24 protein-coding genes and 1 tRNA gene are annotated in these 23,657 nt (G+C 62.7%); 15 read left to right on the top strand and 10 right to left on the bottom strand.

Features of this window, described 5'->3' with window-relative positions; translation table 11 throughout:
- Window positions 1–17: 17 nt before the first annotated feature.
- Entirely contained in the window at window positions 18–2,288 is a 2,271-nt protein-coding gene (locus FFS37_RS05360; protein ID WP_137929906.1) for a GumC family protein, read from the bottom strand.
- A 258-nt stretch (window positions 2,289–2,546) separates the two neighbouring features.
- Here FFS37_RS05360 and FFS37_RS05355 point away from each other — a divergent pair, with 258 nt between their 5' ends.
- From FFS37_RS05355 to FFS37_RS05335, 5 genes are all read left to right on the top strand, one after another.
- Entirely contained in the window at window positions 2,547–3,110 is a 564-nt protein-coding gene (locus FFS37_RS05355; RefSeq protein ID WP_137929905.1) for a polysaccharide biosynthesis/export family protein, read from the top strand.
- A gap of 10 nt (window positions 3,111–3,120) precedes the next feature.
- Window positions 3,121–4,251, top strand: a complete 1,131-nt coding sequence (locus FFS37_RS05350) for a glycosyltransferase (protein ID WP_137929904.1) — start codon at window positions 3,121–3,123, stop codon at window positions 4,249–4,251.
- 90 nt (window positions 4,252–4,341) lie between these two features.
- Window positions 4,342–5,877, top strand: a complete 1,536-nt coding sequence (locus tag FFS37_RS05345; protein ID WP_137929903.1) for an undecaprenyl-phosphate glucose phosphotransferase — start codon at window positions 4,342–4,344, stop codon at window positions 5,875–5,877.
- Entirely contained in the window at window positions 5,874–7,142 is a 1,269-nt protein-coding gene (locus FFS37_RS05340; protein ID WP_137929902.1) for an O-antigen ligase family protein, read from the top strand. Before FFS37_RS05345 ends, FFS37_RS05340 begins: the two co-directional genes overlap by 4 nt.
- Before the next feature lie 56 nt (window positions 7,143–7,198).
- Window positions 7,199–7,275, top strand: a tRNA-Pro gene (locus tag FFS37_RS05335).
- Between the two features lie 99 nt (window positions 7,276–7,374).
- Here FFS37_RS05335 and FFS37_RS05330 read toward each other — a convergent pair.
- Window positions 7,375–7,836, bottom strand: coding sequence for a YbaK/EbsC family protein (locus FFS37_RS05330; RefSeq protein ID WP_137929901.1), 462 nt, complete (start codon window positions 7,834–7,836; stop codon window positions 7,375–7,377).
- 183 nt (window positions 7,837–8,019) lie between these two features.
- Window positions 8,020–8,304: a helix-turn-helix domain-containing protein gene (locus FFS37_RS05325; RefSeq protein WP_137929900.1), complete on the bottom strand. Its 285-nt coding sequence runs from the start codon at window positions 8,302–8,304 to the stop codon at window positions 8,020–8,022.
- 282 nt (window positions 8,305–8,586) lie between these two features.
- Between FFS37_RS05325 and FFS37_RS05320 the strand changes: the two genes are divergently transcribed.
- From FFS37_RS05320 to FFS37_RS05305, 3 genes are all read left to right on the top strand, one after another.
- A complete protein-coding gene (locus FFS37_RS05320; protein ID WP_137929899.1) occupies window positions 8,587–9,201 on the top strand; it encodes a hypothetical protein in 615 nt (204 codons plus the stop codon).
- A 642-nt stretch (window positions 9,202–9,843) separates the two neighbouring features.
- Entirely contained in the window at window positions 9,844–10,830 is a 987-nt protein-coding gene (locus FFS37_RS05310; RefSeq protein WP_137929897.1) for an ATP-grasp fold amidoligase family protein, read from the top strand.
- 168 nt (window positions 10,831–10,998) lie between these two features.
- Window positions 10,999–11,976, top strand: coding sequence for an ATP-grasp fold amidoligase family protein (locus tag FFS37_RS05305; protein WP_137929896.1), 978 nt, complete (start codon window positions 10,999–11,001; stop codon window positions 11,974–11,976).
- 72 nt (window positions 11,977–12,048) lie between these two features.
- Here the strand turns inward: FFS37_RS05305 and FFS37_RS05300 are convergent, their stop codons facing one another.
- The 7 genes from FFS37_RS05300 to FFS37_RS05270 form a co-directional block, all read right to left on the bottom strand.
- Window positions 12,049–12,351: a hypothetical protein gene (locus FFS37_RS05300; RefSeq protein WP_137929895.1), complete on the bottom strand. Its 303-nt coding sequence runs from the start codon at window positions 12,349–12,351 to the stop codon at window positions 12,049–12,051.
- Between the two features lie 101 nt (window positions 12,352–12,452).
- On the bottom strand, window positions 12,453–12,992 hold the full coding sequence (locus FFS37_RS05295; protein WP_137929894.1) for a MerR family transcriptional regulator: 540 nt from the start codon (window positions 12,990–12,992) through the stop codon (window positions 12,453–12,455).
- Between the two features lie 213 nt (window positions 12,993–13,205).
- The gene (locus FFS37_RS05290) at window positions 13,206–13,529 is read right to left on the bottom strand and encodes an integration host factor subunit alpha (protein WP_006201891.1); all 324 of its coding nucleotides are present in this window, start codon (window positions 13,527–13,529) and stop codon (window positions 13,206–13,208) included.
- Between the two features lie 102 nt (window positions 13,530–13,631).
- A complete protein-coding gene (locus FFS37_RS05285) occupies window positions 13,632–14,603 on the bottom strand; it encodes a beta-ketoacyl-ACP synthase III (protein WP_137929893.1) in 972 nt (323 codons plus the stop codon).
- Between the two features lie 9 nt (window positions 14,604–14,612).
- A complete protein-coding gene (gene plsX / locus FFS37_RS05280) occupies window positions 14,613–15,683 on the bottom strand; it encodes a phosphate acyltransferase PlsX (RefSeq protein ID WP_137929892.1) in 1,071 nt (356 codons plus the stop codon).
- A 114-nt stretch (window positions 15,684–15,797) separates the two neighbouring features.
- Window positions 15,798–16,346 (bottom strand): YceD family protein, encoded by a 549-nt coding sequence (locus FFS37_RS05275; RefSeq protein WP_137929891.1) that lies wholly within the window; start codon window positions 16,344–16,346, stop codon window positions 15,798–15,800.
- The gene (locus tag FFS37_RS05270; RefSeq protein ID WP_137929890.1) at window positions 16,343–16,891 is read right to left on the bottom strand and encodes a ubiquinol-cytochrome C chaperone family protein; all 549 of its coding nucleotides are present in this window, start codon (window positions 16,889–16,891) and stop codon (window positions 16,343–16,345) included. The genes FFS37_RS05275 and FFS37_RS05270 overlap by 4 nt, the downstream gene beginning before the upstream one ends.
- A gap of 114 nt (window positions 16,892–17,005) precedes the next feature.
- Here FFS37_RS05270 and FFS37_RS05265 point away from each other — a divergent pair, with 114 nt between their 5' ends.
- The 7 genes from FFS37_RS05265 (at window position 17,006) to FFS37_RS05235 (ending at window position 23,651) form a co-directional block, all read left to right on the top strand.
- Window positions 17,006–17,521, top strand: coding sequence for an outer membrane protein assembly factor BamE (locus tag FFS37_RS05265; RefSeq protein ID WP_137929889.1), 516 nt, complete (start codon window positions 17,006–17,008; stop codon window positions 17,519–17,521).
- 151 nt (window positions 17,522–17,672) lie between these two features.
- Entirely contained in the window at window positions 17,673–18,218 is a 546-nt protein-coding gene (locus FFS37_RS05260) for a dTDP-4-dehydrorhamnose 3,5-epimerase family protein (RefSeq protein ID WP_171026179.1), read from the top strand.
- Window position 18,219: 1 nt separating this feature from the next.
- On the top strand, window positions 18,220–19,221 hold the full coding sequence (locus FFS37_RS05255) for a glycosyltransferase family 2 protein (protein ID WP_137929888.1): 1,002 nt from the start codon (window positions 18,220–18,222) through the stop codon (window positions 19,219–19,221).
- A gap of 187 nt (window positions 19,222–19,408) precedes the next feature.
- Window positions 19,409–20,815, top strand: coding sequence for an LLM class flavin-dependent oxidoreductase (locus FFS37_RS05250; protein ID WP_137929887.1), 1,407 nt, complete (start codon window positions 19,409–19,411; stop codon window positions 20,813–20,815).
- A gap of 104 nt (window positions 20,816–20,919) precedes the next feature.
- Window positions 20,920–21,714: an ABC transporter ATP-binding protein gene (locus tag FFS37_RS05245; RefSeq protein WP_137929886.1), complete on the top strand. Its 795-nt coding sequence runs from the start codon at window positions 20,920–20,922 to the stop codon at window positions 21,712–21,714.
- On the top strand, window positions 21,711–22,592 hold the full coding sequence (locus FFS37_RS05240; protein WP_137929885.1) for a branched-chain amino acid ABC transporter permease: 882 nt from the start codon (window positions 21,711–21,713) through the stop codon (window positions 22,590–22,592). Before FFS37_RS05245 ends, FFS37_RS05240 begins: the two co-directional genes overlap by 4 nt.
- Before the next feature lie 3 nt (window positions 22,593–22,595).
- The gene (locus FFS37_RS05235; protein ID WP_137929884.1) at window positions 22,596–23,651 is read left to right on the top strand and encodes a branched-chain amino acid ABC transporter permease; all 1,056 of its coding nucleotides are present in this window, start codon (window positions 22,596–22,598) and stop codon (window positions 23,649–23,651) included.
- The last annotated feature ends 6 nt before the right edge of the window (window positions 23,652–23,657 follow it).

Below are 23,657 nucleotides of genomic sequence, written 5' to 3'. Positions count from 1 at the left end.
CGCATACCGCGGTTCGCTCAGGCGGCCGAACGCCGTCCCGGCACCGGAGTGCCGGGCGGCTCGTGGCCGAGCGGTGTCACCAGCGTCAGGTCCGGATAGCCGCTCTCGATCAGTTTGACGGCGGCCTGCGTCACCTCGTCGTCCGGTTCAAGCATGGACAGGAAGACCTCCGTGGCATCACCGCCCAGGCGGCTGATGCCTTGCGCGTCCGCCGGCCCGCATTCGACCACCACCAGATCATAGGCCGTCGTCAGCGACTGCATAATGATCGGCAGCCGGTCGGCCGCGCGCATGGCGAGAACCGGATCGGCGGTGCCGACGGGGACGACATGGCAGTCGGAATAGAGGTCGCCATGAATGACGTCGCTGAACTGCGCCTGCGAGGCAAGCAGATTGGTAATGCCGGGAAAGAGCCCGCTGTCCAGCATCGGCCGCGAGGCGGCTCCCGAGGCGGTAAGGTCCATGAGCAGCACCCGCAGGCCAGCATCGGAAACCTCGCGCGCGACCAGGACGGCGGACGCCGCCGCCTCGTCACCCTCGGGCGACACGAATATGGCGCGCGCAGCGCCGCTCGCGATCAGCTTCTCGGCCGCCTTCTCGATGTCGATCTCGCCGAGCACCGAGCGTGGCCGAGGCGCCGCCACCGGTTCCGGCTCGGACACGAATTCGGGTGCGGCGGCTTCGGTTGTGACGGGGGACTCGGCCTGCTCAGTCCGTTCGGCCGCGACAGTCACAGGCGCCTCGATATCGGCAGCCGTATCCGGCCATTGCGCTTCGGTGGCGCGATTGGCGAACGCGCTGGCCACGGCCGGTTCCGGGCGGATGGGCGTCTCCTCATGGGCCGCCGGCGGCATCGGCACTTCGTCGATCGGTTCCAGACGGACCCGCCTTGCCGGGCGCATGGCTCGGCCTGAGAAAAGCTCCCGCAACAGCGTGAACACCGCGGTCAGCAGGAGAGACGCCGCGGCGGCCGCGCCGACGATCGGCCCGATCTTCGGGAAATAAGGCTCGGAGGGCACCGAAGCCGCCGAGACGACGCGGGCGTCGACCGGCACGTAGTTGCGGTCCTGACGCGAGGCGGCCTCGCGGTAGTTGGTCAGATAAAGCTCCAACTGCTGGCGCTTGGCGGCGGCGTCGCGCTGCAGCGCGTCGAGATCGACCTGCTGTTCGCCGGCCTGAGCCGACGCCGCCTTCAGCGTGTTCACGTCGGCGACCAGCTGGCTCTCGCGCGCCTTGGCGGCATCGGCCTGCATCGCCAGGCCCTTCATGATTTTCTGGGCCTCGCTGCGGATCTGCGCGTCGAGATCGGCGAGCTGCGATTTGGCGGCGCGGATGCGGGGATGGTTGTCGAGCAGCGTCGTCGACATGTCGGCGATGTTGGCGCGCAGCTCGACCTGCCGCTCGCGCAGACGCTGGATCAGGTCGGACGAGAGCACTTCAGGCAAGGAGTCGAGCGAACCGCCATTCTGCAGCGCCTTGCGAACGTTGTCGGCGGTTCCCTCGGCAGCGGCGCGGTTGGCCCGCACCCGCGACAGTTCGGTCGTCAGCTCGGCCAGTTGCTGCGTGGCGAGCACGGAATTGTTGCCGCCGATCAGGAGATCGGACTGGGCGCGGTAGGCCGCGACCTTGGCCTCGGCTTCCTTGACCTGCTTGGACAGGTCGGCGATCTCAGGCGCCAGGAAGTCAGCCGCAGCGCTATTCGATTCGCGCTTGGCCGCACCCTGCCCGGCAATATAGGCGGCGGCGATGGCATCGGGAACGGCCGCCGCCAGCTTCGGATCCTCGGACGAGAACTCGATGGCAATGATGCGGGTCTTCTCAACGCCATAGACATTGAGTTTCTCGCGCATCTTCTTGAGCACGCGCTCGTCGGCCGGAACGTCCATCGGATCGGTCTTCAATCCGAGCAGGATGAGCACGCGGCTGATCGACGACATGTTGATCGTCTCATCGAACTCATGCAGCCGCGACAGGCCGAGCTTCTGGGCCACCTGCTTCAGTATCTCGTTGGACGAGATAATCTGGACCTGGGTGGCGACGCCCTGCTCGTCGAGGATCGGCTTGTCGCCGTCATTGTTGCCGGCCGGGCGGGTATAGACGGATTCACGCGGAACGATCTCGACCTGCGTTGAGGCCTTGTAGTGCTTGGTGGCCAGCGAAGCGAGCGCGAAGGCCAGCCCGGTCACCACCAGAACGGCGATCAGAATCCGCAGCCAGTTCCTCGCCAGACTGGCAAAGAGCTGACCGAGATCAACGTCGACATCTGCGGCCGCGGACTGAACGGACATGCATCCCTACTCCGAAACTGAGTCAGCATGCACCGTAAACAACTATGGTAACCCAGGCGTTAAGATCGCGGTAAGATTGCGTTAGGATTTACTGGCGACAGCCAAGAAAAAACGACAAAACCTCAAAAACCCCCGCCGGCATGAATGATCCCGGCCATCTCCTTTACCGCCCATTAACCCTAACAGGATGATAACGGGCTCGATCCCAGATGTTTGCTGCGACGCCTGCAGCGGCCAGTCGAAGGTACGTGTCCGGTCATGAAAAGCACTGCATCCCTCTTTCACGCACTGCTTGCCGTATCGATGCTTGCCGGCTGCTCCAGCTACCGGCCGACGCCGGCGGCTTTTCACGAAGTTCTCGACCAGCCCTACCGCCTCGGCGCGGGCGACCGCGTTCGCGTCACCGTGTTCGAGCAGGACGGCTTGACCAACACTTACAGCGTCGACCAGTCCGGCTACATTTCCTTCCCGCTCGTCGGCGCCATACCGGCCCGCGGCCACACCGCGCAGCAGATGGAAAAAGAGATCGCCGACAAATTGCGGCAAGGCTATCTGCGCGATCCCGACGTCTCGGTGGAGATCGATCGCTACCGGCCGATCTTCGTCATGGGCGAAGTGGGCGCGGCCGGCCAATATTCCTATGTGCCGGGCCTGACCGTGCAGAAGGCGATCGCCATTGCCGGCGGCTTCACCCCCCGCGCCAACCAGGAAAGCGTCGACATCACCCGCGACATCAACGGCAAAGTGCTGACCGGCCGCGTGGTCACATCCGATCCGCTGCTGCCTGGAGATACAGTCTACGTCCGCGAACGCCTGTTCTGACAGACGCGACGTGGCGGACAAGCTCAGGATCGTCCATTGCTTTCGCTCACCCGTGGGAGGCGTCTTCCGGCACGTTCGCGACCTGGCGGATGCACAGGCGACCGCCGGCCATATGGTCGGGATCGTCTGCGATTCGACCACCGGCGGCGAGTTCGAGGAACGCCTGTTCGAACAGATGAAAGACACGCTGGCGCTGGGCGTCCATCGCACGCCCATGCAGCGCCATGTCGGGCCGGGCGATCTCGCCTCGGCGCGGCGCACCTACAGGATCATCAAGGAATTGCGGCCGGACGTACTGCACGGGCACGGCGCCAAGGGTGGCGCCTATGCCCGTCTGTTCGGCTCATTGTTGCGGGTATCAAGGTCTCGCGTAGCCCGCCTTTATTCGCCGCATGGCGGCTCCCTCCACTATGACGAGAGCACGGCGACGGGGAAGCTGTTTTTCGCGCTCGAACATTTCATGGCGCGCTTCACCGATTGCCTGCTGTTCGTCTCCGACTATGAGCGGCGCACCTATCGCCGGAAGGTCGGCGAGCCGCCGATCCCGAACGTGCTTGTCTACAATGGACTTCGCGCCCCGGAATTCGAACCGGTGATCACCGCGCCCGGCGCGGCGGACCTGCTCTACATCGGCATGATGCGGGACCTCAAGGGACCAGACATATTCATAGATGCCCTCGCCGCCGCCGGTCCCCAGCTCGGCCGCGCGCCGAGCGCCGTCATGGTGGGTGATGGCGACGACCTGCCGCGCTACCATGCGCAGGTGAAGCGGCTCGGGCTTGAAGGTAGCGTCCGCTTCCTGCGACCGATGCCGGCCCGCGAAGCCTTCAGCCTGGCTGCGATCGTCGTCGTTCCCTCGCGCGCCGAGGCCATGCCCTACATCGTGCTGGAAGCACTTGCGGCGGAGAGGCCGATGATCGCGACCGCCGTCGGCGGCATCCCCGAGATTTTCGGGCCTGGCTCCCCTGCCCTTATCCGGCCGGACGCTGTCGAACTGGCCGGGAAGATGAGCGAGGCGTTGGCCGATCTGGTTGCCTACGGCGAATCGATGCCCGACGGCCACGACCTCAAGGCACGCTTCGGCGCCGACGTCATGGCCGCCGAGATCGAGAAGGCCTACTTTGCGGCGCTCGGCAGGTAAGCGCCAAACCCGTCCAAAACCACTGGTTGTTTCAAGGCTTTGTTAGCTCTCTTTTGCTATCCAGTGCCGCGAAGCTCGCGGACAGTTCCCATGAACGAGATCGACCCCGCGCACCGCTTTTCAGCAGAAGCAGTGCGCAAATTCGACGGCCCGACCGATGGCGAAGCGCCAGCCGGCATGAACGATGTCGCCCGGCAGGTCGCCTCGCAGTACCGGCGCGATACGATGTCGCCGGTCATGGTCAGCGGTGTGCTGCGCATGGTCGAATTCGCGCTGCTGTTTCTTTCGGGCCTGTGCGTCTATTTCTACTATGTCGGGTTCTTCAATTACCTCGCCTGGCAGTATCCGCTGACGATGGTGGCCGCCTCGTTCCTCGCCGTGGTGCTGCTCGATGTCACCGACTGCTATCAGGTCGTCTCCCTGATGCGGCCGATCGCCAATTTTGGCCGCATCCTGGTGGTCTGGGCCGGTACGTTCGCGCTGATGGCATTGACTGCTTTCGCGATGAAAATGTCGGAAGACTATTCGCGCCTGCTGTTCGGCACGTGGTTCGTCATCGGCTTCGTCTGCCTTTTCGCGCTCAGACTGGTCATGTCGAAGCTGATCCGGCGCTGGGCGCGCGACGGCCGCATGGAGCGGCGCGCGGTCATCGTCGGCGGCGGCAAGGCGGCGGAAATCCTCATCCGTTCGGTGGAGAAGCAGCCCTACAACGACATTCGCATCTGCGGCATCTTCGACGACCGCGGCGACAAACGCTCGCCGCCGATCGTCGCCGGTTATCCCAAGCTCGGCACCATTTCCGCGCTGATCGAATTCGCCCGTATCGCGCGCATCGACATGCTGATCGTGTCTTTGCCGCTGACTGCCGAGACGCGGGTGCTGCAACTGTTGAAGAAGCTCTGGGTGCTGCCGGTGGATATCCGGCTGTCGGCGCATTCGAACGCGCTGCAGTTTCGCCCGCGCGCCTATTCCTTCATCGGCTCGGTGCCGCTGCTCGACATCTTCGACAAGCCGATCAACGACTGGGACTCGGTCGCCAAGCGTGCCTTCGACATCGTTTTCAGCCTCATCGGCATCGTCGCGTTCTCGCCGGTGATGCTGGCCACCGCGATCGCCATCAAGCTCGACAGCAAGGGGCCGGTCCTGTTCAAGCAGAAGCGGCATGGCTTCAACAATGAGGTCATCGAAGTCTACAAGTTCCGCTCGATGTATGCCGACAGGTCGGACCCGACCGCCAAGCAGACCGTGACGAAGAACGACCCGCGCGTGACCCGCGTCGGCCGCTTCATCCGCAAGACCTCGATCGACGAACTGCCGCAGTTCTTCAACTCGCTGCTCGGCTCGCTGTCGCTGATCGGGCCGCGCCCGCATGCCATCGCCGCGCAGTCGCACAACCTTCTCTACAACGAAGTGGTCGACGGCTATTTCGCGCGCCACAAGGTCAAGCCGGGCGTCACCGGCTGGGCGCAGATCAATGGCTGGCGCGGCGAGATGGATACCAACGAGAAGATCCGCATGCGGACGGAATACGACCTCTACTACATAGAAAACTGGTCGCTGCTGTTCGACTTGCGCATCCTGTTCCTGACACCGATACGATTGCTCAACACGGAAAACGCCTATTGAGCGCGATTTCCCACGAGCTGCCGCGAGCGGCCGTCAACGCCAAGCTGATCGCGCTGATTTCCTCGGCCGCGGTCGGGTTCGGCATCCTGCTGTCCGGCTTCGTCATCAGCGAGCCCGCGCCCTACGAAATCTACATGGCCGGGCTGATCGCCGTCTGGGCTCTCTTCGGCCTCAGGATTTCGCGCGCCGCCACGCCGCTGCTGGTTCTCTTGATAGCCATGAACATCGGCGGCATGATTTCCATGACGCAGATGTCGGACCTCGCCAACACGCCGCTTTATCTCGCCGTATCCTTGTTCCTCGCCTTCAGCGCGGTGTTCTTCGCCTCCGTCACGGCCGTACAGCCGAGCCTCTACCGGCTTATCTTCATCACCTACACGATATCGGCCGTGATCACTTCGCTGCTCGGCATAGCAGGCTATTTCCATGCCTTTCCCGGCGCTGAGACCTTCACCAAATACGACCGCGCCGCCGGCGCCTTCCAGGATCCCAACGTGTTCGGCCCGTTCCTGGTGCTGCCCGGTATCTACCTGCTGTACCTGCTCCTGACCGGTCCGGTTTCTCGCATGCCGTTGCTGGCGGTGCCGTTGCTCATCATCACGTCGGGCATCTTCTTCTCCTTCTCGCGCGGCGCCTGGGGCATGTTCGCGGTCTCCGCGGTACTGCTCACCGGTTGCCTGTTCCTGCAGAGCAGGAGCGGCATGTTCCGGCTGCGCGTCGTCATCATGACCATTGCCGCATTGTCGCTGCTGGCCATCGCCATCATCGTCATCCTGCAATTGCCCGGGGTGTCTGACATGTTCACCCAGCGCGCCCATCTGGAACAGAGCTATGACACGGCCCGCCTCGGCCGCTTCGCCCGCTACGGGCTCGGCTTCCAGATGGCCATGGAGCACCCCTTCGGCATCGGCCCTCTGGTCTTCGGCAAGATTTTCGGCGAGGACACGCACGATATCTGGCTGAAGATGCTGATGGATTACGGCTGGCTGGGCTTCGTGTCGTTCCTGACGCTCGTCGTCTGGACCATAACGGCAGGGTTCCGCATCCTTCTGCGCGACCGGCCATGGCAGCCCTATCTCTTGTGCGCCTACGTCGCCTTCATCGGCAATATCGGGCTGGGCACCTTCATCGATATCGACCACTGGCGCCACATGTACCTGCTGCTCGGCCTGGTGTGGGGCGCGATCGCGCTTGAATATCGTCATCAGCAGCAAATGCGGCCGGCTTGGCCGGGCTCGTCCACACCCGTGATCGCGGCAGGATAATTGTCACGGAAAACGGTTGACCCGAACCGGGTTATCACGATACATCGCGACCGGTCCGGAGTGTAGCGCAGCCCGGTAGCGCACTTGACTGGGGGTCAAGGGGTCGTCGGTTCGAATCCGGCCACTCCGACCATTTAAATACAGGACTTGTCCCCGAAGTCCGGCCTGCCGCACCAGACAACTTCAAAAGCAACCCTGGCGCATTGCCTTGATCCTGGAATGGTTCAAGCGCTCAACCCTGGCAGACATCAACCCATTCAGCACCGATCAGATCGACCATCCGCTGCGGTGCGATTCGCACGGCGGCGTTGGTGGCGCCGGCGGCAGGCACCACCTCCTCGAATTCGCGCAGAGACACGTCGCAGTACACCGGTAACGGTGCCGGCAGGCCGAACGGGCAGACGCCGCCGACCGGGTGGCTCGTCGCCTCGACGACCTCCGCGGCGTCCAGCATGCGCGGCTTGCCGCCGAACCGGTCCTTGAATTTGCGGTTGTCGAGCCTTGCTATACCGCTGGTCACGACGAGCATGGTGCGTTCGCCGGCGCGAAGGCAGATGGTCTTGGCGATCTGCGCCGGCAACACGCCATGCGCCTCCGCCGCCAGCGTCACCGTGGCAGAACTCGCCTCGGTGACGATCACCTCGATATCAGGCGCATGAGCGGCGAAGAACGCGCGAACAGACTCAAGGCTCATGCCGAAAAACCCATCATTGACCCCCGATATCCGGCAGGCGCGGTCAGGCGCGGGATGCCTGCATGTATAAACACGCGCCGTGCGCCAATCAGCAAGCCCGCGCCGCTGTTGAACGCGATGGCATCAACAAGAAACCCGCCAAGCGAGCCTTGGCGGGTTTCCTGGATATGCGTGTTGCCGGTTCTATGCCAGAGGCCGGCCTTGCGCGGCCGGTATAGCGGCGGCGGGAGCAATCAGGGCATCATCGGGCAGCCGAAGCGCGGACGCGATGCGGCGCAGCTTCGCCGGATCGAACTCCCTGCCGTTCTCGATGTCCTCGATCTCGTCGACGGCGAGGCCACAGGTCAGGGAAAGCTCCTCCACGCTGTAACCGCGGGTTTCGCGCATCGCCTTGAGGGTCGTGTAAATCGGGCCATTCTCCCTGGTTACTGGTTGGGAGACGGCATGGCCTTTTGCATTCTGGGGCATTGGCAACTCCGTTGGCTGAAAGAGTTTTGATGAAAAGGGTGTTGCCTGAGACGGCGCGAAGATGCCCCGCCGCCGGCGATTTGCCAAGCACCAAACGGACCGTCACGTTATCGTGAAGCTGAACTCGTGCCGCTGCCCCACATACGCCTCTCGATCAAGTTGTTTTGAACGCTTCCGCTGCCTTTTGACCGGCGCTTTGGCCACGCCCATTCGTTGTCGTGGTGTAGCTGGGATGAGGACCATCCGGTTCCGGCCAGCCTCTCTCCTGGAAGGATCCATGCAATGAACCTCAAGACATCCCTTATCGTGCTCGGTACGCTTGCCGGCGCTTTCGCCGGCAGCCCGGTTGCCGCCCAGGCGGCGGATATGCTGCGCGTGCGCGGCACGGTCGTCGGTTTCGAAACGCCGATGCTCACGGTGAAGACCCGGCAAGGTGACACCGCGGTGGTCAAACTCAATCAGGACTGGAAGATTTCCGGCGTCGAGAACGCGTCGGTAAAGGACATAAAGCAAGGCGATTTCCTCGGTATTGCCTCCGTTTCGAAGGCGGATGGCGGCAGTGGCGCATTGGAGGTCGTGGTTTTCCCGGCGGCTTTGAAGGGCACCGGCGAAGGGGACCGTCCATGGGACCTGCAGCCGAACAGCCGCATGACAAACGGCACCGTGGCCGACGTCACCGATGTGAACGGGCGCGCCGTGACGCTGACCTATGACAATGGGCAGACCAAGAAGATCTCAATACCCGACAGCACGCCCGTGGTGACCTTCGCAGCAGCCACGCCGGACGACATAAAGCCGGGCGCGACGGTCTTCGTTACCGCCCAGCGCGCGGCCGACGGCACGCTGACCTCCAGCCGCGTGGTGGTGGGAAACCATGGCGTGGTTCCGCCGATGTAGCCGAAACAGGCGGCGAAAGCGCGGTCCTCGACCTGTGACGGCAGCACCGGAGACCGCGCCTTGCCAGAAACAGTCCAGAAACAAAATTCTACAATCGGGAAATACTGACGAAAAAATTCGGGCGCGTAATTTCAAGCGCGGCGGTCGGGTCCTCGACCCGATTTAAACATGCCTGCGAAAAAAGGAAACGATCCATGAAGAAGTCCCTCCTCTCGGCCCTCGGCCTCGCAGTCGCAGTTGCCTTCACCGTGCCGGCTATCGGCGTGGCGAGTGCGGATGCGGCACCGATGGCAAAGCACCATCGTCATCACCATCATCATCGCCACCACCATCGCCATCATCACCACCACCACCATCATCACCATCACCACATGAAGAAGATGGTGAAGAAGGCCTGATACCGCAGCCTCCAACGAGAAGACCAGCCTTGGCTTCTTGTTCAAGGCTGATCTCTCTTGGCTTTACATCGCCAAGCTCACCATGAATCGGGCGTGTTGCGGCAAACTTCGCTGGACTGGCATTTTGGTCATCCATCGGAGATAGCGGTATCTTCCGCGCAAAGCCAAATCGCGATACGGCGGGATGTTTCTGACCGGCATACACTGACCGGAGTCAGTTTTCGTCAACCAGTCAGGTATCCCGATGACGGCCAAGGCCGATCTTTCCCGGACAAACCGCATTGTCCTGTCGGCGGCCCGATTGTGGCTGACGCTTCGCCACCCTGTTCTCATCGTGCGCTTCTTCATGAAGCTGGGCTATCTGCCCAATCCGGCCGCGCCGACGCGCTACCATGAGCTTCTGCTGTGGCGAAAGATCCTCGATCGCAACCCGCTCTTCGTCACGCTGACCGACAAGCTCGCGGCCAAGGCCTATATCCATGCGATTTGCCCCGAGATCGCCATACCAAGGACGCTCTGGCGCGGACGTGACGCCGCGGACATTCCCCAGGATCTGCTGACCGGTGCCGTCGTGGTCAAGGCAAACCACGGCTGCGCGATGAACATGTTCGTTTGCGACGGCAAACCGGATCGCGCCGACATCGAGCGCAAGGCGCGCCGCTGGCTCAGGAAACGCTATGGGCGGCGCAATGGCGAGTGGGCCTACTGGCCTGTCGTACCCAGCGTTTTCGTGGAAGAGCGGCTTGCGCTCAGCGGCGGTACGATTGCCACCGACATCAAGGTCCATGTCTGCAGCGGGGTGATATGCCACGTCTGGGTGGAGGATAAGCACGCCAAACGTTCGGTGCTGTTCGACCGGAAGGCCAATCCGTTGCCCGGCCGCGATCCGGACTATCCCGGTGAAGACCAGGGACTGCCCGTCAATGCGAGGCTGCTCGACCATGTCCGCCAGGCAATCTCGATGGCGCCCGGCATAGCCGGCGACCTCGACTATATCCGGGTGGACTTCCTGGTCACCGACGATCGCCTTTATGCCGGCGAGATCACAGCCTATTCCGCCGCCGGATACGGCACATGGACGAACCCGGCGATCGCGGCGGAAATCGAGCACCTCTGGAGGATCGATCAATCCGCCTTTCTGCGACGGCGGCACAAGGGCGTCATGGCCGTCTATGCAAATGCACTTCGTGCCAGATACCGGGACGACGCCATAGCTCGCAGTCCGGAATGAAAATGAGAGGTGCTCCGCAGAAGGCCGGCTGACCGACAATTCATGCCAATTCAGGATAGCTGTGCCCACTTACCCTTTTACGAAAGCACAAAATCACGATAGGCATGGATACATCCGATCCATGATGTTTCCGGATCGGACTCAGCCAACAATGGCCAGGTATTCCCGATGTCTGCCAAGGCCAGTTTTTCCTGGACAGGACGTATCATTCTGTCGGTCGCGGGGCTGTTTCTGATCCTTCGCCACCCCGCGCTTACTGTGCGCTTCGCAATAAAACTGGGCTATTTGCCCAATCTGGCCACGCCCGAAACATACCATGAGATGTTGCTCTGGCGGAAAGTCGTCGACCGCAACCCTCTGTTCGTCACGTTGACAGACAAGCTTGCGGCCAAGGCTCACCTGCGCGGCGCCTGCCCCGAACTTGCCGTGCCCCGGACGCTCTGGTTTGGGCGCGATCCCGCCGACATTCCGCTCGACTTGCTGGCGGGTGATGTCATCATCAAGACCAACCATGGCTGCGCCATGAACATATTCGTGGCCAATGGCGTCCCCGATCGCGGCGCCATCATCGCCAAGGCGAGGCACTGGCTGAGAAAGCGCTATGGCCGTCGCAATGGCGAATGGGCCTATTGGCCCATCGTTCCCACCGTCTTCGTGGAAGAGCGGCTCGCGCTCTCCGGAACAACGATTGCAACCGACATCAAGGTGCATGTCTGCGGCGGCGTGGTAACGCATGCCTGGGTCGAGGATAAGGAAGCGGGACGTTCGCTGCTTCTGGACCGGGACGCCAATCCATTGCCCGGGCGCGACCCGGACTATCCCCGCGAGGACCAGGCCGTGCCCGCCAACACGCGGCTTCTCGACTATGTCCGTGAAGCGATATCGATCGCCCCTGTCATCGCCGGCGACCTCGATTATATCAGGATCGACTTCCTGGTTACCGATGATCGTCTCTATGGCGGCGAGATCGTCGTCTATCCAGGCGCGGGCTATGGCACGACCACGAATCCCGCGTTTGCCGGCGAGATCGAGCTGCTCTGGCGGCTGGACCAGTCGGCGTTCCTGCGCCGCCAGCACAGCGGCGTGGTCCGCCTCTATGCCGACGCGCTGCGCGCCAAATGCCAAAGCCGTATCATAAGCCGTTGATAAAATCGGCAATGGCGGCCGCGCAAGAAGGCGAGCCGCCATTTCCTTCCTAATTCGCTGTACCTGAATGCATCAGCGCCGGCTGAACAGCAGACTGGCGACGACACCGAGCACGACAAGGCCAACGGTGGCCGCTGCCGCTGGATGGTCGCGGGCCGATTTCTCGATCACCCTGCCCTGTTTGCGGATTGCGGGCATGGCATCGCGCAGGCGGCCGGCAAGATCGGAATATGTATCGAGAGCGGCATCACGGCCGTCGTCATAATAAGCGCCACCCCGCTTTGACACTGCCTTGCGCAATGCCGCGAGTTCCCGTGACAGGATCGCGACCTGCTTTTCCAGGTCAATGTCCGAAAGGGTCGAAAATGATGCCATCATACGTTTCCTTTGCTTTTGCTCGCGTCTTGCAGAAGGAAACGTAACGCCCTGCCCGGAGGCGGGTTCCAGCTTCGAGGCTTTAAAGCGCTCCGTGGCTGTCAGCGCACCTGGTCAAGCAGTCGCTTGCATTCCAAGAGGTCGAACAGCGCCTCCTGCAGCAGCGCGCGATTGTCCCGCGACAGTTTCGACGCGTCAGGCGGCACCGGCCCCTCCTCGTCGCTCTTGCCCAGGCCGAAGAAGCGGCGGCTCGGCTTGACCCTTGGCTGGCCAACCAGTTCATCGTCGCCGCCGCGCGGCTGCGCGGCCGGCGTCAGCGGCACCTGGTCGGCCTGCTTGCGTTGCGAGATCGCTTCGACAGCGGCCATGTCGCCGTTGCCGATGGCCACCAGGAAATGATTGCCGTTTTCGCGCAGCAGCTTTTGCACGCCCTTGATGGTGTAGCCCTGGTCATAGAGCATATGACGGATGCCCTTGATCAACTCGACGTCCTGCGGCCGGTAGTAGCGCCGGCCGCCGCCGCGCTTCATCGGCTTGATCTGGTTGAAGCGTGTCTCCCAGAAACGCAGCACATGCTGCGGCAGGTCGAGATCCTCGGCGACCTCGCTGATGGTGCGGAAGGCGTCAGGGCTTTTGTCCATGGGCGAAATCCTCACGCTGGAGCGTGACCCGGAACGATCTTCAGACGAGATCACACTCGACAGAAAGACAAGCTCACTCCGTTTGCGCGGAATGGACCATACGCGGAACACCAATCCGGCCAAGCTGCCGAATCGGGCTTATTTCAGCGGTTTGTGAAGCAATATTCAAGTCCGGCGCCATGTTAGGGCCGGTTATCAACCGCAATGGGCAGGCTACTTGCCGCCCTTGGCCTTGCTGTTCTGGTGGGAACGCAGGATGCGGCTCTTCAGCACGTTCGACGACTTGAAGGTCATCACCCGGCGCGGCAGGATCGGAACCTCTTCGCCGGTCTTTGGATTGCGGCCGATGCGCTCATTCTTGGAACGGACATGGAAGGTCGCGAAAGACGACAGCTTGACCGTCTCGCCGCGCACAATCGCTTCGCAAATCTCGTCAAGAACCGCCTCGACGAGCTCGGCCGATTCAGTGCGCGACAGGCCGACCTTTCGGTATACGGCCTCCGCCAGGTCGGCGCGAGTAAGTGTCTTTCCCCCCATGCGACCGTCCCATCAGCTCAAAACACAAAATCGGCACAACAACCGCAGACCCTAAGTAATTGATCCGGCAAGGTCAAGGACCGAAACCGGGGCGTGCGGCACTTACCAGCGAACCAGAACCGCGCCCCAAGTGAAGCCACCGCCCATGGCTTCCAGAAGCACCAGGTCGCCCTTCTTGATGCGGCCGTCGGCGACAGCCACCGAAAGCGCCAGCGGCACGGAAGCAGCCGAGGTGTTACCGTGCAAATTGACGGTAACCACCACCTTTTCCTCGGCAATCCCGAGCTTCTTGGCCGAAGCGTCAATAATCCGTTTATTGGCCTGGTGCGGCACGAACCAGTCGAGATCCTCGGCTGATATGCCGGCCTGTGAGAATGTCGCCTCGATCACGTCGGTGATCATGCCGACCGCATGCTTGAAGACTTCGCGGCCTTCCATCCTGAGATGGCCGACCGTTCCGGTCGTCGAAGGGCCGCCGTCGACGAACAGCTTGTCCTTGTGCGTGCCGTCGGAACGCAGGCTGGCAGCCAGCACCCCGTGGTCGGCAATCCCGCCTGTCCCCTCTCCTGCCTCCAGCACCAAGGCGCCAGCGCCGTCGCCGAACAACACGCAGGTCGAACGGTCGCTCCAGTCAAGAATGCGTGAAAAAGTCTCCGAGCCGATTACCAGCACGCGTTTGGCGAGGCCGCCACGGATGTAAAGATCAGCCGTGGTCACGGCATAGACGAAACCCGAACACACCGCCTGCATGTCGAAGGCGAAGCCGTGATGCATACCGAGCCGGTTCTGGATTTCCACCGCGGTGGCCGGAAACGTGTTGTTGGGCGTCGAGGTCGCCAACACGATCAGGTCGATATCATCAGGCGTCAGTCCGGCATTGGCGAGCGCCGCGCGCGCCGCGGCCTCGCCAAGAGAAGCCGTCGTCTCGTCGTCACCGGCGATGTGGCGCTGGCGGATGCCGGTGCGCTGGGCGATCCACTCGTCCGAGGTTTCGACCATGCCTTCGAAATCGGCATTCTTCATGATGCGGCGGGGCAGCGCGGCGCCCGTGCCGCGCACGATTGATCTGATCAAAGCTCTTTCCTATTCCTTCGCGTCGCTAACGACGTCGGATTTCCGGGATGTCAGGGCATGCGGGTTGCGCGCATGAAACAGGTCCAGGTCGGCCTCGATGCGGTCGAGCAGATTGTTGCGCACCATGTCGTAGCCAAGCTCGATCGCGGCGGCAAAACCATCCGAATCCGCGCCGCCATGGCTTTTGACGACGATGCCGTTCAGCCCGAGGAAAACGCCGCCGTTGGAGCGGCCGACATCCATCTTTTCGCGCAAGCGGTCGAAGGCGCCCTTGGCGAAGACATAGCCGATCTTGGCCATCAGGGTGCGGCTCATGGCGGCACGCAAGTAACCCGCGATCTGGCGCGCCGTGCCTTCGGCGGTCTTCAGCGCGATATTGCCGGCGAAACCTTCCGTGACCACGACGTCGACCGTACCCTTGCCGATGTCGTCGCCCTCGACAAAACCATGGTAATTCATCGAGGCCATGTTGGCCTCGCGCAGCATGCGTCCGGCTTCCTTGACCTCTTCCTGGCCCTTGATCTCTTCGACGCCGACATTGAGCAGGCCGACCGTTGGCCGGGCGATGCCGAACACCGAACGCGCCATGCCGGTGCCCAGAATGGCGAAATCAATGAGCTGGTGCGCATCAGCGCCAATGGTGGCGCCGACATCCAGAACCACGCTTTCGCCGCGCAAGGTCGGCCACAATGCAGCGATCGCCGGACGGTCGATGGTGGCCATGGTGCGCAGGCAGAATTTCGACATCGCCATCAGCGCACCGGTGTTGCCGGCGGAGATGCAGGCATCGGCCGCGCCGGACTTGACCGCTTCGATCGCCTTCCACATCGAAGACTTCCAGCGGCCATGGCGCAGCGCCTGGCTTGGCTTGTCGTCCATCCTGACCGCGATCTCGCAGTGGAAGAACTCGCTCACCTCGGCCAGTTTGGGAAACTTGGCCAGTTCAGGGCGCACCAGTTCCTCACGCCCGTAGATGACGAAGCGGATGTCGGGACGACGGGTGGCGACGGTCATGAGCGCCGGGATGACCACGGCTGGTCCGTGATCGCCGCCCATGGCATCGATGGAAATCCTGATCACGCGGTATTCATCTCACGGGTTATGCGGCAGGTCGCTTTGGTGATCGCGAAGGTTCGGCGAAAATAGCGGTTTTGGGTTTTCGTACAACCGACTTTTCCGTCGCGGGCGAGGTTTTCAGGATTTTCCCAGCAAGGATCGCAGTTTTTGCTGAAATTCGTTCTCAGCCGGTTCAGCATCGCCGGCAGTGTCCAGCGACGCGCCCTGCTTGCGCGGATAGGGGTCGATCGCCAGTCCGAAGAACTGCTCGGCAAGAGCCCCGACATCGATCGTGTCGCCCGAAAATGTCTCCGGAGCGTCAGGTCCGTCCGCATCGAGCAATATCTCGCCACCGCCTTCGAAACCCAGCCTTCCAAGTTTTGAATCCTCCGGCAGCAACAGCGCCTCGACCGGTTCGTCGATATGGGCCACGACGGGTTCGAGCGTGACGATGCAGGCCTGGGTGATATCGGCCTCGACACGGCCGCTGACCTTCACGCCATTGCGCTTCCAGGACGTCACCAGGAGTTCGGCTCGATAGGCTTCGACCGACAGAAGGCCATGCTCAACGGCAAGCGCCGCGCGCTGCGCGGCATCGGCTTCGATCACCACGGGAAGCCCTTTCTGCGGCAGCCGGGCGACGTTCGCGAAAAAGGAAACCGGGCTTTGCGGATCAGCGTGTTTCATCGGTCAACCTCGCTGGGGAGCGGAAAGGCCACGGTGCCGGAAACGATTGATTCGGTCGGACGGGCGGCCAACTGACGGCAGGCCTCGGTCACATAGGCGGCCAGTTGCGGCGCCTCCGGCCATGTACCGGCATCTGGCCGGACATTGCGGGCAAGTGCGGCGGTCAGCCCTTCGACATCATTTCTTTCCAGCGCATCATCATAGGCCGCGGTGCGGCCATAAAACATCTTCGCCAGCTTCTTCATGCGCTTGGGCACGCCGACATCGCCGATGCCAAGTTCGCGCAGCGAATGATCGACATCGAGGAAGAACTCGTCGACCAGCACCTGCGCGATATCCTGCGCCACGCCGTCCTCCCCGCGCAACCGATGCTGGACCAGGAACATATGCAGCGAAAGCATCTCGAAACGGCCGAGCGGCGTGTCCGGCACATTCCAATGGGAATAAAATACTGTCTGCCGCGCCGCCGCCACGATTTGTGCGTAAAGCGCGTCCGTGATGGCGCGGTTGGCGTGACGTTCGCGACCAAAAAGGCGCTGGAACATGGGGATGGTCTCCGGGGACCGTTTGTTGAATTGGCCTTGTTGCATCGGCAAGCAAGCTGGTTTACCGGTTTTGCGGCCCAGCGCAAGTTGCGGCGATATAATGGAGAATTGTTGTTGCGCGCGCTGAATTTCAAGTCGACCTTCACGTCCAGGCCCGCTAGCGCGGTTTCACTGCTGCTCGTCGTTTCGGCGTTGTCGGCCTGCCACACAAACAAGATGATCGGCGATCTCAACCCGAGCGAGACGTTTACGCAAGGTTATGTCATCGACCAGCAGGCGGTCGATTCGGTGCCGGTCGGGTCGAGCCGCGAGCAGGTGCTGCTGGCGCTTGGCACGCCGTCGACGACGGCGACCTTCGACAATGAGGCGTTTTATTACATCTCGCAGACGCGCAAGCGCTATGTCGCCTTCGACAAGCCCAGGCTGGTCGACCAGAAAGTGCTGGCGGTCTATTTCGGCGCCGATGGCCGCGTCACGCAGATCGCCAATTACGGTCTCAAGGACGGCAAGATTTTCGACTTCATCTCGCGCACCACGCCGACCGGCGGCAAGGACCAGAACTTCCTCAGCCAGATCATCAGCGGCGCCAGCAAGATCGCACCCGGCATCCCAGGAGCTGGCGGCGTCTAATCCTCTTCGGCCAGTCTTTCGGGCCACACTGTCTCAGGCGACCAAAAACCCGTGGGAGCGATCTCACGGGTTTTTGTTTGGCCAGCGGCGGGCCGGCTTGCCAGTGATGAGACAGTCCGTTATCGGATCCGCCGGGCTGGGGGGCTTGAATATGACCAGTGATCACCGCGCAGCGCCAGATGGCTGGATGGCCACTGGAACACCCGACCAGCAAACCGTGACATCGGACTGGCTCGCCATCGACCCGCCGTCGATCGACGGCGTCAGAATCAAGGAAATCAAGCCGGTCGCAACCTCCAACGGCTACCTGACCGAGGTCTTTCGGGACGAGTGGGATCTCGATCAACGGCCTGTCGGCCAGGTCTTCCAGCGCACGATGTATCCAGGCGCGGTGACGGGCTGGCACGCGCACCAGACGACGCTGGACCGGCTTTTCTGCTGCACCGGCAGCGTGCGCATATCGCTCTACGACGGCCGAAAGGCCTCGCCCAGCTTCGGCACGGTCTGGCACAAGATAACCGGGGCGTCGCGTCCGGCCATTGTCATCATTCCGCCAGGCGTCTGGCATGGCGTGACCGCGCTTGGCCCGGAAACGGCTTTGCTGCTCAATCTCGTCGACAAGGCCTATTCATACGAGGCGCCCGACCATTGGCGCCTGCCGCCGGACACGGACCAAATCCCTTACAAGCTGGTGTAGCGTGGAACGGCCCGGCCAGTCCGATCCAACCGGGCGGGCCACGCCGCTTGTCTCAGTGGTGATCGCCACTCACAACCGGCCCGCCGCCTTGCGGCAAGCCCTCTACAGTGTGCTGCGTCAGACCCTGCAGGATTTCGAGATCCTCGTCATCGGCGATGCCTGTGCTCCTGATACGGCGGCGGCCATCGCCGGCTTCGCCGATGCGCGCATCGCCTATGTCGACCTGCCGGTCAATTTCGGTGAACAATCCGGCCCCAACAACATAGGCCTTGCCAGAGCGCGCGGGCGCTTCGTCGCCTTGCTCAACCATGACGACCTCTGGTTCCCCGACCATCTGGCGGCAACCACCGGCTGGATGGATGCGACCAGCGCCGACATCGTCATCGCCCGCGGTGCCATCATCGAGCCGCGATCAGATCAAGGCGATCTCCCCAGGAACCTGATCTTCGGGGTTGGCAGGAACGGCTTCTACGATCCCGTCATCACGGCCGGATACGGATCGGCGCAAGTTGTCAGGCGGTCGTCGCTCCCCTGGCTCGGCCCCTGGCGGCCGGCCGTCCAGTGCTTCTGCGAAAGTTCGCAGGACTGGCTCTTCCGCGCATGGCGTAAAGGCGCCGTGATCGCGACGATGCCGCATTTGACCGTGCTCAGCCTGTTCTCCGGCACACGCAGGGGCAGCTATGTCGAAGACACGGCGGCCGAGCAGCAGGACCTCGTCGAAGCCATGAGAGCGCCCGACGTCCTGCGCGTAAGGATTCTTGCCGAGGCCATTCTTCCCTCCCCCCTTAAGAAATCGACCTATCTCAAACGTAGGTTTCTGGCCGCCTGCGGGGTCCACCCGAGAGCCAGGGAGTTTCGTCGCAAATATGGCCCCGGCGCCTTTGTGGACAAGCTGCGCGTCATACGCGGCCTGCCACCGCTGCCCGAGCGCGAACCGGGAGTGCAGGAGATGCTGGCGCGCTATCAACGAGCCGTGGATCTGGGCGCGCAGGAAAAGGGCTGAACACCTTGCTGGAGTTCGTTTGCTCGCGCGCGTTGCACTTCGGCATGACGCAGAACGGGCAACACCGACGGCGCCCATCGCCGAGGAATGCCTTTTTCCTATAATGTCTATAAAAAAGATAGAATTTCTGTATCGAGTGGATTTCCGCCCGTACTGTGCCGTTCATATCAGTACGGACAAATGCTCCATGGCCAAGACAGTACGTTTCAATGCCTTCGAGATGAATTGCGTGGGACACCAGTCGCCCGGGCTCTGGCGTCACCCGCGCGACCGGTCCTGGCAATACAAGGATTTGGAGTACTGGACCGACCTGGCCAGGCTTCTGGAGACAGGCTTCTTCGAATCCGTCTTCATCGCCGATGTCGTCGGCTACTACGACGTCTACAAGGGAAACCTGGACAACGCGCTGCTGCAGGGTGTGCAGATCCCGGTCAACGATCCGTTGCAACTTGCCAACCCGATCGCGCTGGCGACCAGCCATCTCGGCATCGGCATCACCGCATCGACCAGTTTCGAGCACCCCTACACATTCGCGCGGCGGCTTTCGACCGCCGACCATCACACCAAGGGCCGCGTCGGCTGGAATATCGTTACGTCCTATCTGGAGAGCGGCGCCAAGAATGTCGGCCAGGGCGGCCTGCGCTCGCATGACAACCGCTATGATGTCGCGACCGAATATGTCGAGATCCTCTACAAGCTGTTCGAGGGCAGTTGGGAGGAAGGCGCCGTCCTCCGCGACAAGGAGCGCGGCATTTTCGCCGATCCGTCCAAGATCCACGAGATCGGCCACCGCGGAAAGTATTTCGAGGTACCTGGCTATCACCTCAGCGAGCCATCGCCGCAGCGCACCCCGGTCCTGTTCCAGGCCGGCGCATCGGGCGCGGGCAAGCAGTTCGCCGCCGGCCATGCCGAATGCGTCTTCATCTCGACGCCGCTCAAGGATGCCACGCGCGCCTATGTCGCCGACATCCGCCAGCGGGCCGCCGCGCAAGGCCGTGATCCCAAGAAGGTGCTGATCTACGCGATGGCGACCATCATCGTCGACGAGACAGACGAGAAGGCCCGCGCCAAATATGAGGACTACGCCAGATACGCTTCCTATGACGGCGCGCTGGTGCTGATGTCGGGTTGGACCGGCATCGATTTCGGCCACTACAAGCCGACCGATACCGTGAGGAAGGTGAAGACCAACGCCATCATCTCGGCGGTCGAGCATCTGGCCGAAGGCGACAAGGTGTGGACGATCGAGGAACTGGCCAAGTGGGGCGGCATTGGCGGTCTCGGCCCGCTCTTTGTCGGCTCGCCGTCGACCATCGCCGACCTGCTGCAGGAATGGGTTGAGGAAACCGACATCGACGGCTTCAATCTCGCCTACGCGCTGGCGCATGACAGCTTCGCCGACGTGATCGGCTATGTCGTCCCCGAACTCCAGAGGCGGGGCGTCTACGCAACGTCGTACCGCGAGGGCACGCTGCGCGAAAAGCTGTTCGGCGAAGGGCCATACCTGCCGGCAAACCATCCCGCCCACCGGTTCCGCGACATCGAACGCGTCAAGCTGGAAGAAGCGGCCGCGGCTTCCGGCGAAGCCGCCTGAGCCAAAGCCGGCACCCCCGACCAGACCAAGCCGTGGCGGTCTCCGCTCGCCGCTGAAGGCGAAGCCATGGCTGCCGGACACCAGAAACGACGGACCATCACCCGATGACCACGCCCGCGCGCCCTGCCCTGCAAGTCAAGAATGTCTCTCTGTCATTCAAGGGCGTCAAAGCTATTTCCGATCTTTCCTTCCAGGTCGAAGCGCGGGAAATCTGCGCGCTCATCGGACCGAACGGCGCCGGCAAGAGCTCGCTTTTGAACATCCTCAACGGCGTCTATGTGCCCGATGCCGGCGACATCATCTTCGAAGGTGAGCACTTTCGGCGCATGGAGCCCCTCGAGGCCGCCCGGCGCGGCATCGGGCGCGGCTTCCAGAACAACGCTCTGTTTTCCGGCATGAGTGTCATCGACAATGTGATCACCGGGCTCTCCCGGCATTCGCGGCTGACCCTTGTCGAGGAAATGTTCCGGCTGCCGCGTGCGCGCAACGAGGAGCGCCGCTTCCGCGAGCGGGCCCACGAAGTCCTGCGTCTGTTTGGCCTCGACCGCCACGCCGCGACCATCGTCGGCACATTGCCCTATGGGGTGCAGAAGAAAGTCGAACTTGCCAGGGCCGTGGTCGCCGAGCCGCGCCTGGTGCTGCTCGATGAGCCGCTCGCCGGGATGAACGCCGCCGAAAAGCAGGAGATCGCCACGGTCATCGGACGCCTCAATCGGGATCTCGGCCTGACCATCGTGCTGATAGAGCACGACATCGGCATCGTGCTCGAACTCGCCCACCACGTGGTGGTGCTCGATTACGGCCGCAAGCTCGCCGATGGGCCGCCCGAGACGATCCGCGACAATCCCGATGTCATCGCCGCCTATCTCGGCTCCGAACGCACGGAAATCGCCGCATGAGCATGTTCCTGGAAACCCTCATCGGCGGCCTGCTCGCCGGCACCATGTACTCGCTGGTCGCGATCGGCTTCGTGCTGATCTACAAGGCGTCGGGCGTCTTCAATTACGCGCAGGGCTCGATCCTGCTCTTTGGCGCGCTGACTTTTGTTTCGCTGACCGGGCAAGGGGTGCCTGCACCCGTCGCCATCGCGATCACGATCGCGCTGCTCGTGCTGATGGCGATCGCCATCGAAAAGCTGCTGTTGCGGCCCCTCACCAACCGCAGTCCGATGACGCTGTTCATGGCGACGCTCGGCCTGTCCTACCTCATCGAGGCGGTGGCCCAAGGCATCATGGGCTCACAGGTTCGCGCCCTCGACCTCGGCATAGACGACCTGCCGATCTTCGTCGGCGACATCATGATCAGCCAGTTCGACCTGATCGCGGCCGGTGTCGCGCTGGCCCTTGGCATCGGCCTGTCCCTGCTCTTTAACCGCACCCGTATCGGCATCCAGCTTCGCGGCGTCGCCGACGACACGCGCGCTGCGCTGTCGCTCGGCATCGACATCAACCGTATCTGGCAGATCGTGTGGGCGGTCGCGGGTGTGGTCGGGCTGGTCGCGGGGCTTCTGTGGGGCGCACGCCAGGGAGTGCAGTTCTCGCTGTCCCTGGTGGTGCTCAAGGCGCTCCCCGTCCTCATCATCGGAGGCTTCACCTCGATTGCCGGCGCCATCGTCGGCGGCCTCGTCGTCGGCGCCGGCGAAAGCCTTGCCGAGACCTATCTCGGCCCCTTCCTCGGCGGCGGCATCACGCCCTGGTTCGCCTATGCGCTGGCGCTCGTCTTCCTGTTCATCCGCCCCGCCGGCCTGTTCGGCGAACGCCAGATCGAGAGGGTCTGAGCCATGTCCGAGATCGATCTGCGCATCGCTGCCCCCGTGAACGGCTCCGCCGCCCTGCGCGCCGCGGGCCTCGCCGCCGGCACCATACTGATCCTGGCCGCCCCGCTTCTGGCCTCCGAATACTGGATCAACGCCATCATCGTTCCCTTCCTGATCCTGTCGCTCGCGGGGCTCGGCCTCAATCTTCTGACCGGATATGCGGGACAGCTCTCGCTCGGCGCCGGCGCTTTCATGATGGTCGGCGCCTACGCCACCTTCTCGCTGCAGCTTCGCGTGCCGGACTTGCCCCTGCCGCTAGCGCTGATCGTCTCGGGGCTGATCGCGGCCAGTGTGGGGCTTGCTTTCGGCATCCCCTCGACGCGCATCAAGGGGTTCTACCTGATCGTCAGTACGCTCGCCGCGCAATTCTTCTTCGAGTGGCTGTTCCTCAAGTTCCCGTGGTTCTACGATGGCAATTCGTCGGCCACGATATCCCTGCCCCGTGGCCTTACGGTCTTCGGGCTCAATGCCGAAACGCCGCACGGGCGTTACTATCTGACGCTCGGCGCCGTCGCGCTGCTCACTCTTTTGTCTTTCAACCTGGTGCGCAGCCAGACCGGGCGCAACTGGATGGCGATCCGCGACATGGATACGGCAGCCGCGGTGATCGGCGTGCCGGTGACGCGGGCGAAGCTGCAGGCGTTCGCCATCTCGAGCTTCATTCTCGGCGTTTCCGGCGCGCTCTGGGCGTTCGCCTATCTCGGCTCGGCCAGCGTCCAGAGCTTCGGCCTGTCGCGATCCTACCAGATCCTGTTCATCATCATCATCGGCGGTCTCGGCACCATTCGCGGCGCCTATCTCGGCGCCGCCTTCGTCAGCCTGCTGCCCCTCGCGCTGGACTGGCTGTTCCAACACCTCTTCAGCGGTCACGTCGATGCCGGCCTGCTGCAGAACATCCAGAAAGGCATCTTCGGACTGCTCATCATGTGGTTCCTGGTCAAGGAACCCGAAGGTCTTGCGCGCCTGCTCGGCATCAGGCTGGCAGCGCGCCGGCGACTGTTTCCATCCTCTCAAAACTAGGAGCTA

The sequence above is a fragment of the Mesorhizobium comanense genome, assembly GCF_005503535.1.
Classification (GTDB): Bacteria; Pseudomonadota; Alphaproteobacteria; order Rhizobiales; family Rhizobiaceae; genus Mesorhizobium; species Mesorhizobium comanense.
This window is presented reverse-complemented; position numbering and strand designations above follow the sequence as displayed.

Excerpts from the sequence above, each read along its gene's own strand:
- FFS37_RS05360 (WP_137929906.1), bottom strand. The coding sequence starts at position 2,288 with ATGTCCGTTCAGTCCGCGGCCGCAGATGTCGACGTTGATCTCGGTCAG.
- FFS37_RS05355 (WP_137929905.1), top strand. The coding sequence starts at position 2,547 with ATGAAAAGCACTGCATCCCTCTTTCACGCACTGCTTGCCGTATCGATG.
- FFS37_RS05345 (WP_137929903.1), top strand. The coding sequence starts at position 4,342 with ATGAACGAGATCGACCCCGCGCACCGCTTTTCAGCAGAAGCAGTGCGC.
- FFS37_RS05330 (WP_137929901.1), bottom strand. The coding sequence starts at position 7,836 with ATGAGCCTTGAGTCTGTTCGCGCGTTCTTCGCCGCTCATGCGCCTGAT.
- FFS37_RS05325 (WP_137929900.1), bottom strand. The coding sequence starts at position 8,304 with ATGCCCCAGAATGCAAAAGGCCATGCCGTCTCCCAACCAGTAACCAGG.
- FFS37_RS05320 (WP_137929899.1), top strand. The coding sequence starts at position 8,587 with ATGAACCTCAAGACATCCCTTATCGTGCTCGGTACGCTTGCCGGCGCT.
- FFS37_RS05310 (WP_137929897.1), top strand. The coding sequence starts at position 9,844 with ATGACGGCCAAGGCCGATCTTTCCCGGACAAACCGCATTGTCCTGTCG.
- FFS37_RS05305 (WP_137929896.1), top strand. The coding sequence starts at position 10,999 with ATGTCTGCCAAGGCCAGTTTTTCCTGGACAGGACGTATCATTCTGTCG.
- FFS37_RS05300 (WP_137929895.1), bottom strand. The coding sequence starts at position 12,351 with ATGGCATCATTTTCGACCCTTTCGGACATTGACCTGGAAAAGCAGGTC.
- FFS37_RS05295 (WP_137929894.1), bottom strand. The coding sequence starts at position 12,992 with ATGGACAAAAGCCCTGACGCCTTCCGCACCATCAGCGAGGTCGCCGAG.
- FFS37_RS05290 (WP_006201891.1), bottom strand. The coding sequence starts at position 13,529 with ATGGGGGGAAAGACACTTACTCGCGCCGACCTGGCGGAGGCCGTATAC.
- FFS37_RS05275 (WP_137929891.1), bottom strand. The coding sequence starts at position 16,346 with ATGAAACACGCTGATCCGCAAAGCCCGGTTTCCTTTTTCGCGAACGTC.
- FFS37_RS05270 (WP_137929890.1), bottom strand. The coding sequence starts at position 16,891 with ATGTTCCAGCGCCTTTTTGGTCGCGAACGTCACGCCAACCGCGCCATC.
- FFS37_RS05260 (WP_171026179.1), top strand. The coding sequence starts at position 17,673 with ATGACCAGTGATCACCGCGCAGCGCCAGATGGCTGGATGGCCACTGGA.
- FFS37_RS05250 (WP_137929887.1), top strand. The coding sequence starts at position 19,409 with ATGGCCAAGACAGTACGTTTCAATGCCTTCGAGATGAATTGCGTGGGA.
- FFS37_RS05245 (WP_137929886.1), top strand. The coding sequence starts at position 20,920 with ATGACCACGCCCGCGCGCCCTGCCCTGCAAGTCAAGAATGTCTCTCTG.
- FFS37_RS05240 (WP_137929885.1), top strand. The coding sequence starts at position 21,711 with ATGAGCATGTTCCTGGAAACCCTCATCGGCGGCCTGCTCGCCGGCACC.
- FFS37_RS05235 (WP_137929884.1), top strand. The coding sequence starts at position 22,596 with ATGTCCGAGATCGATCTGCGCATCGCTGCCCCCGTGAACGGCTCCGCC.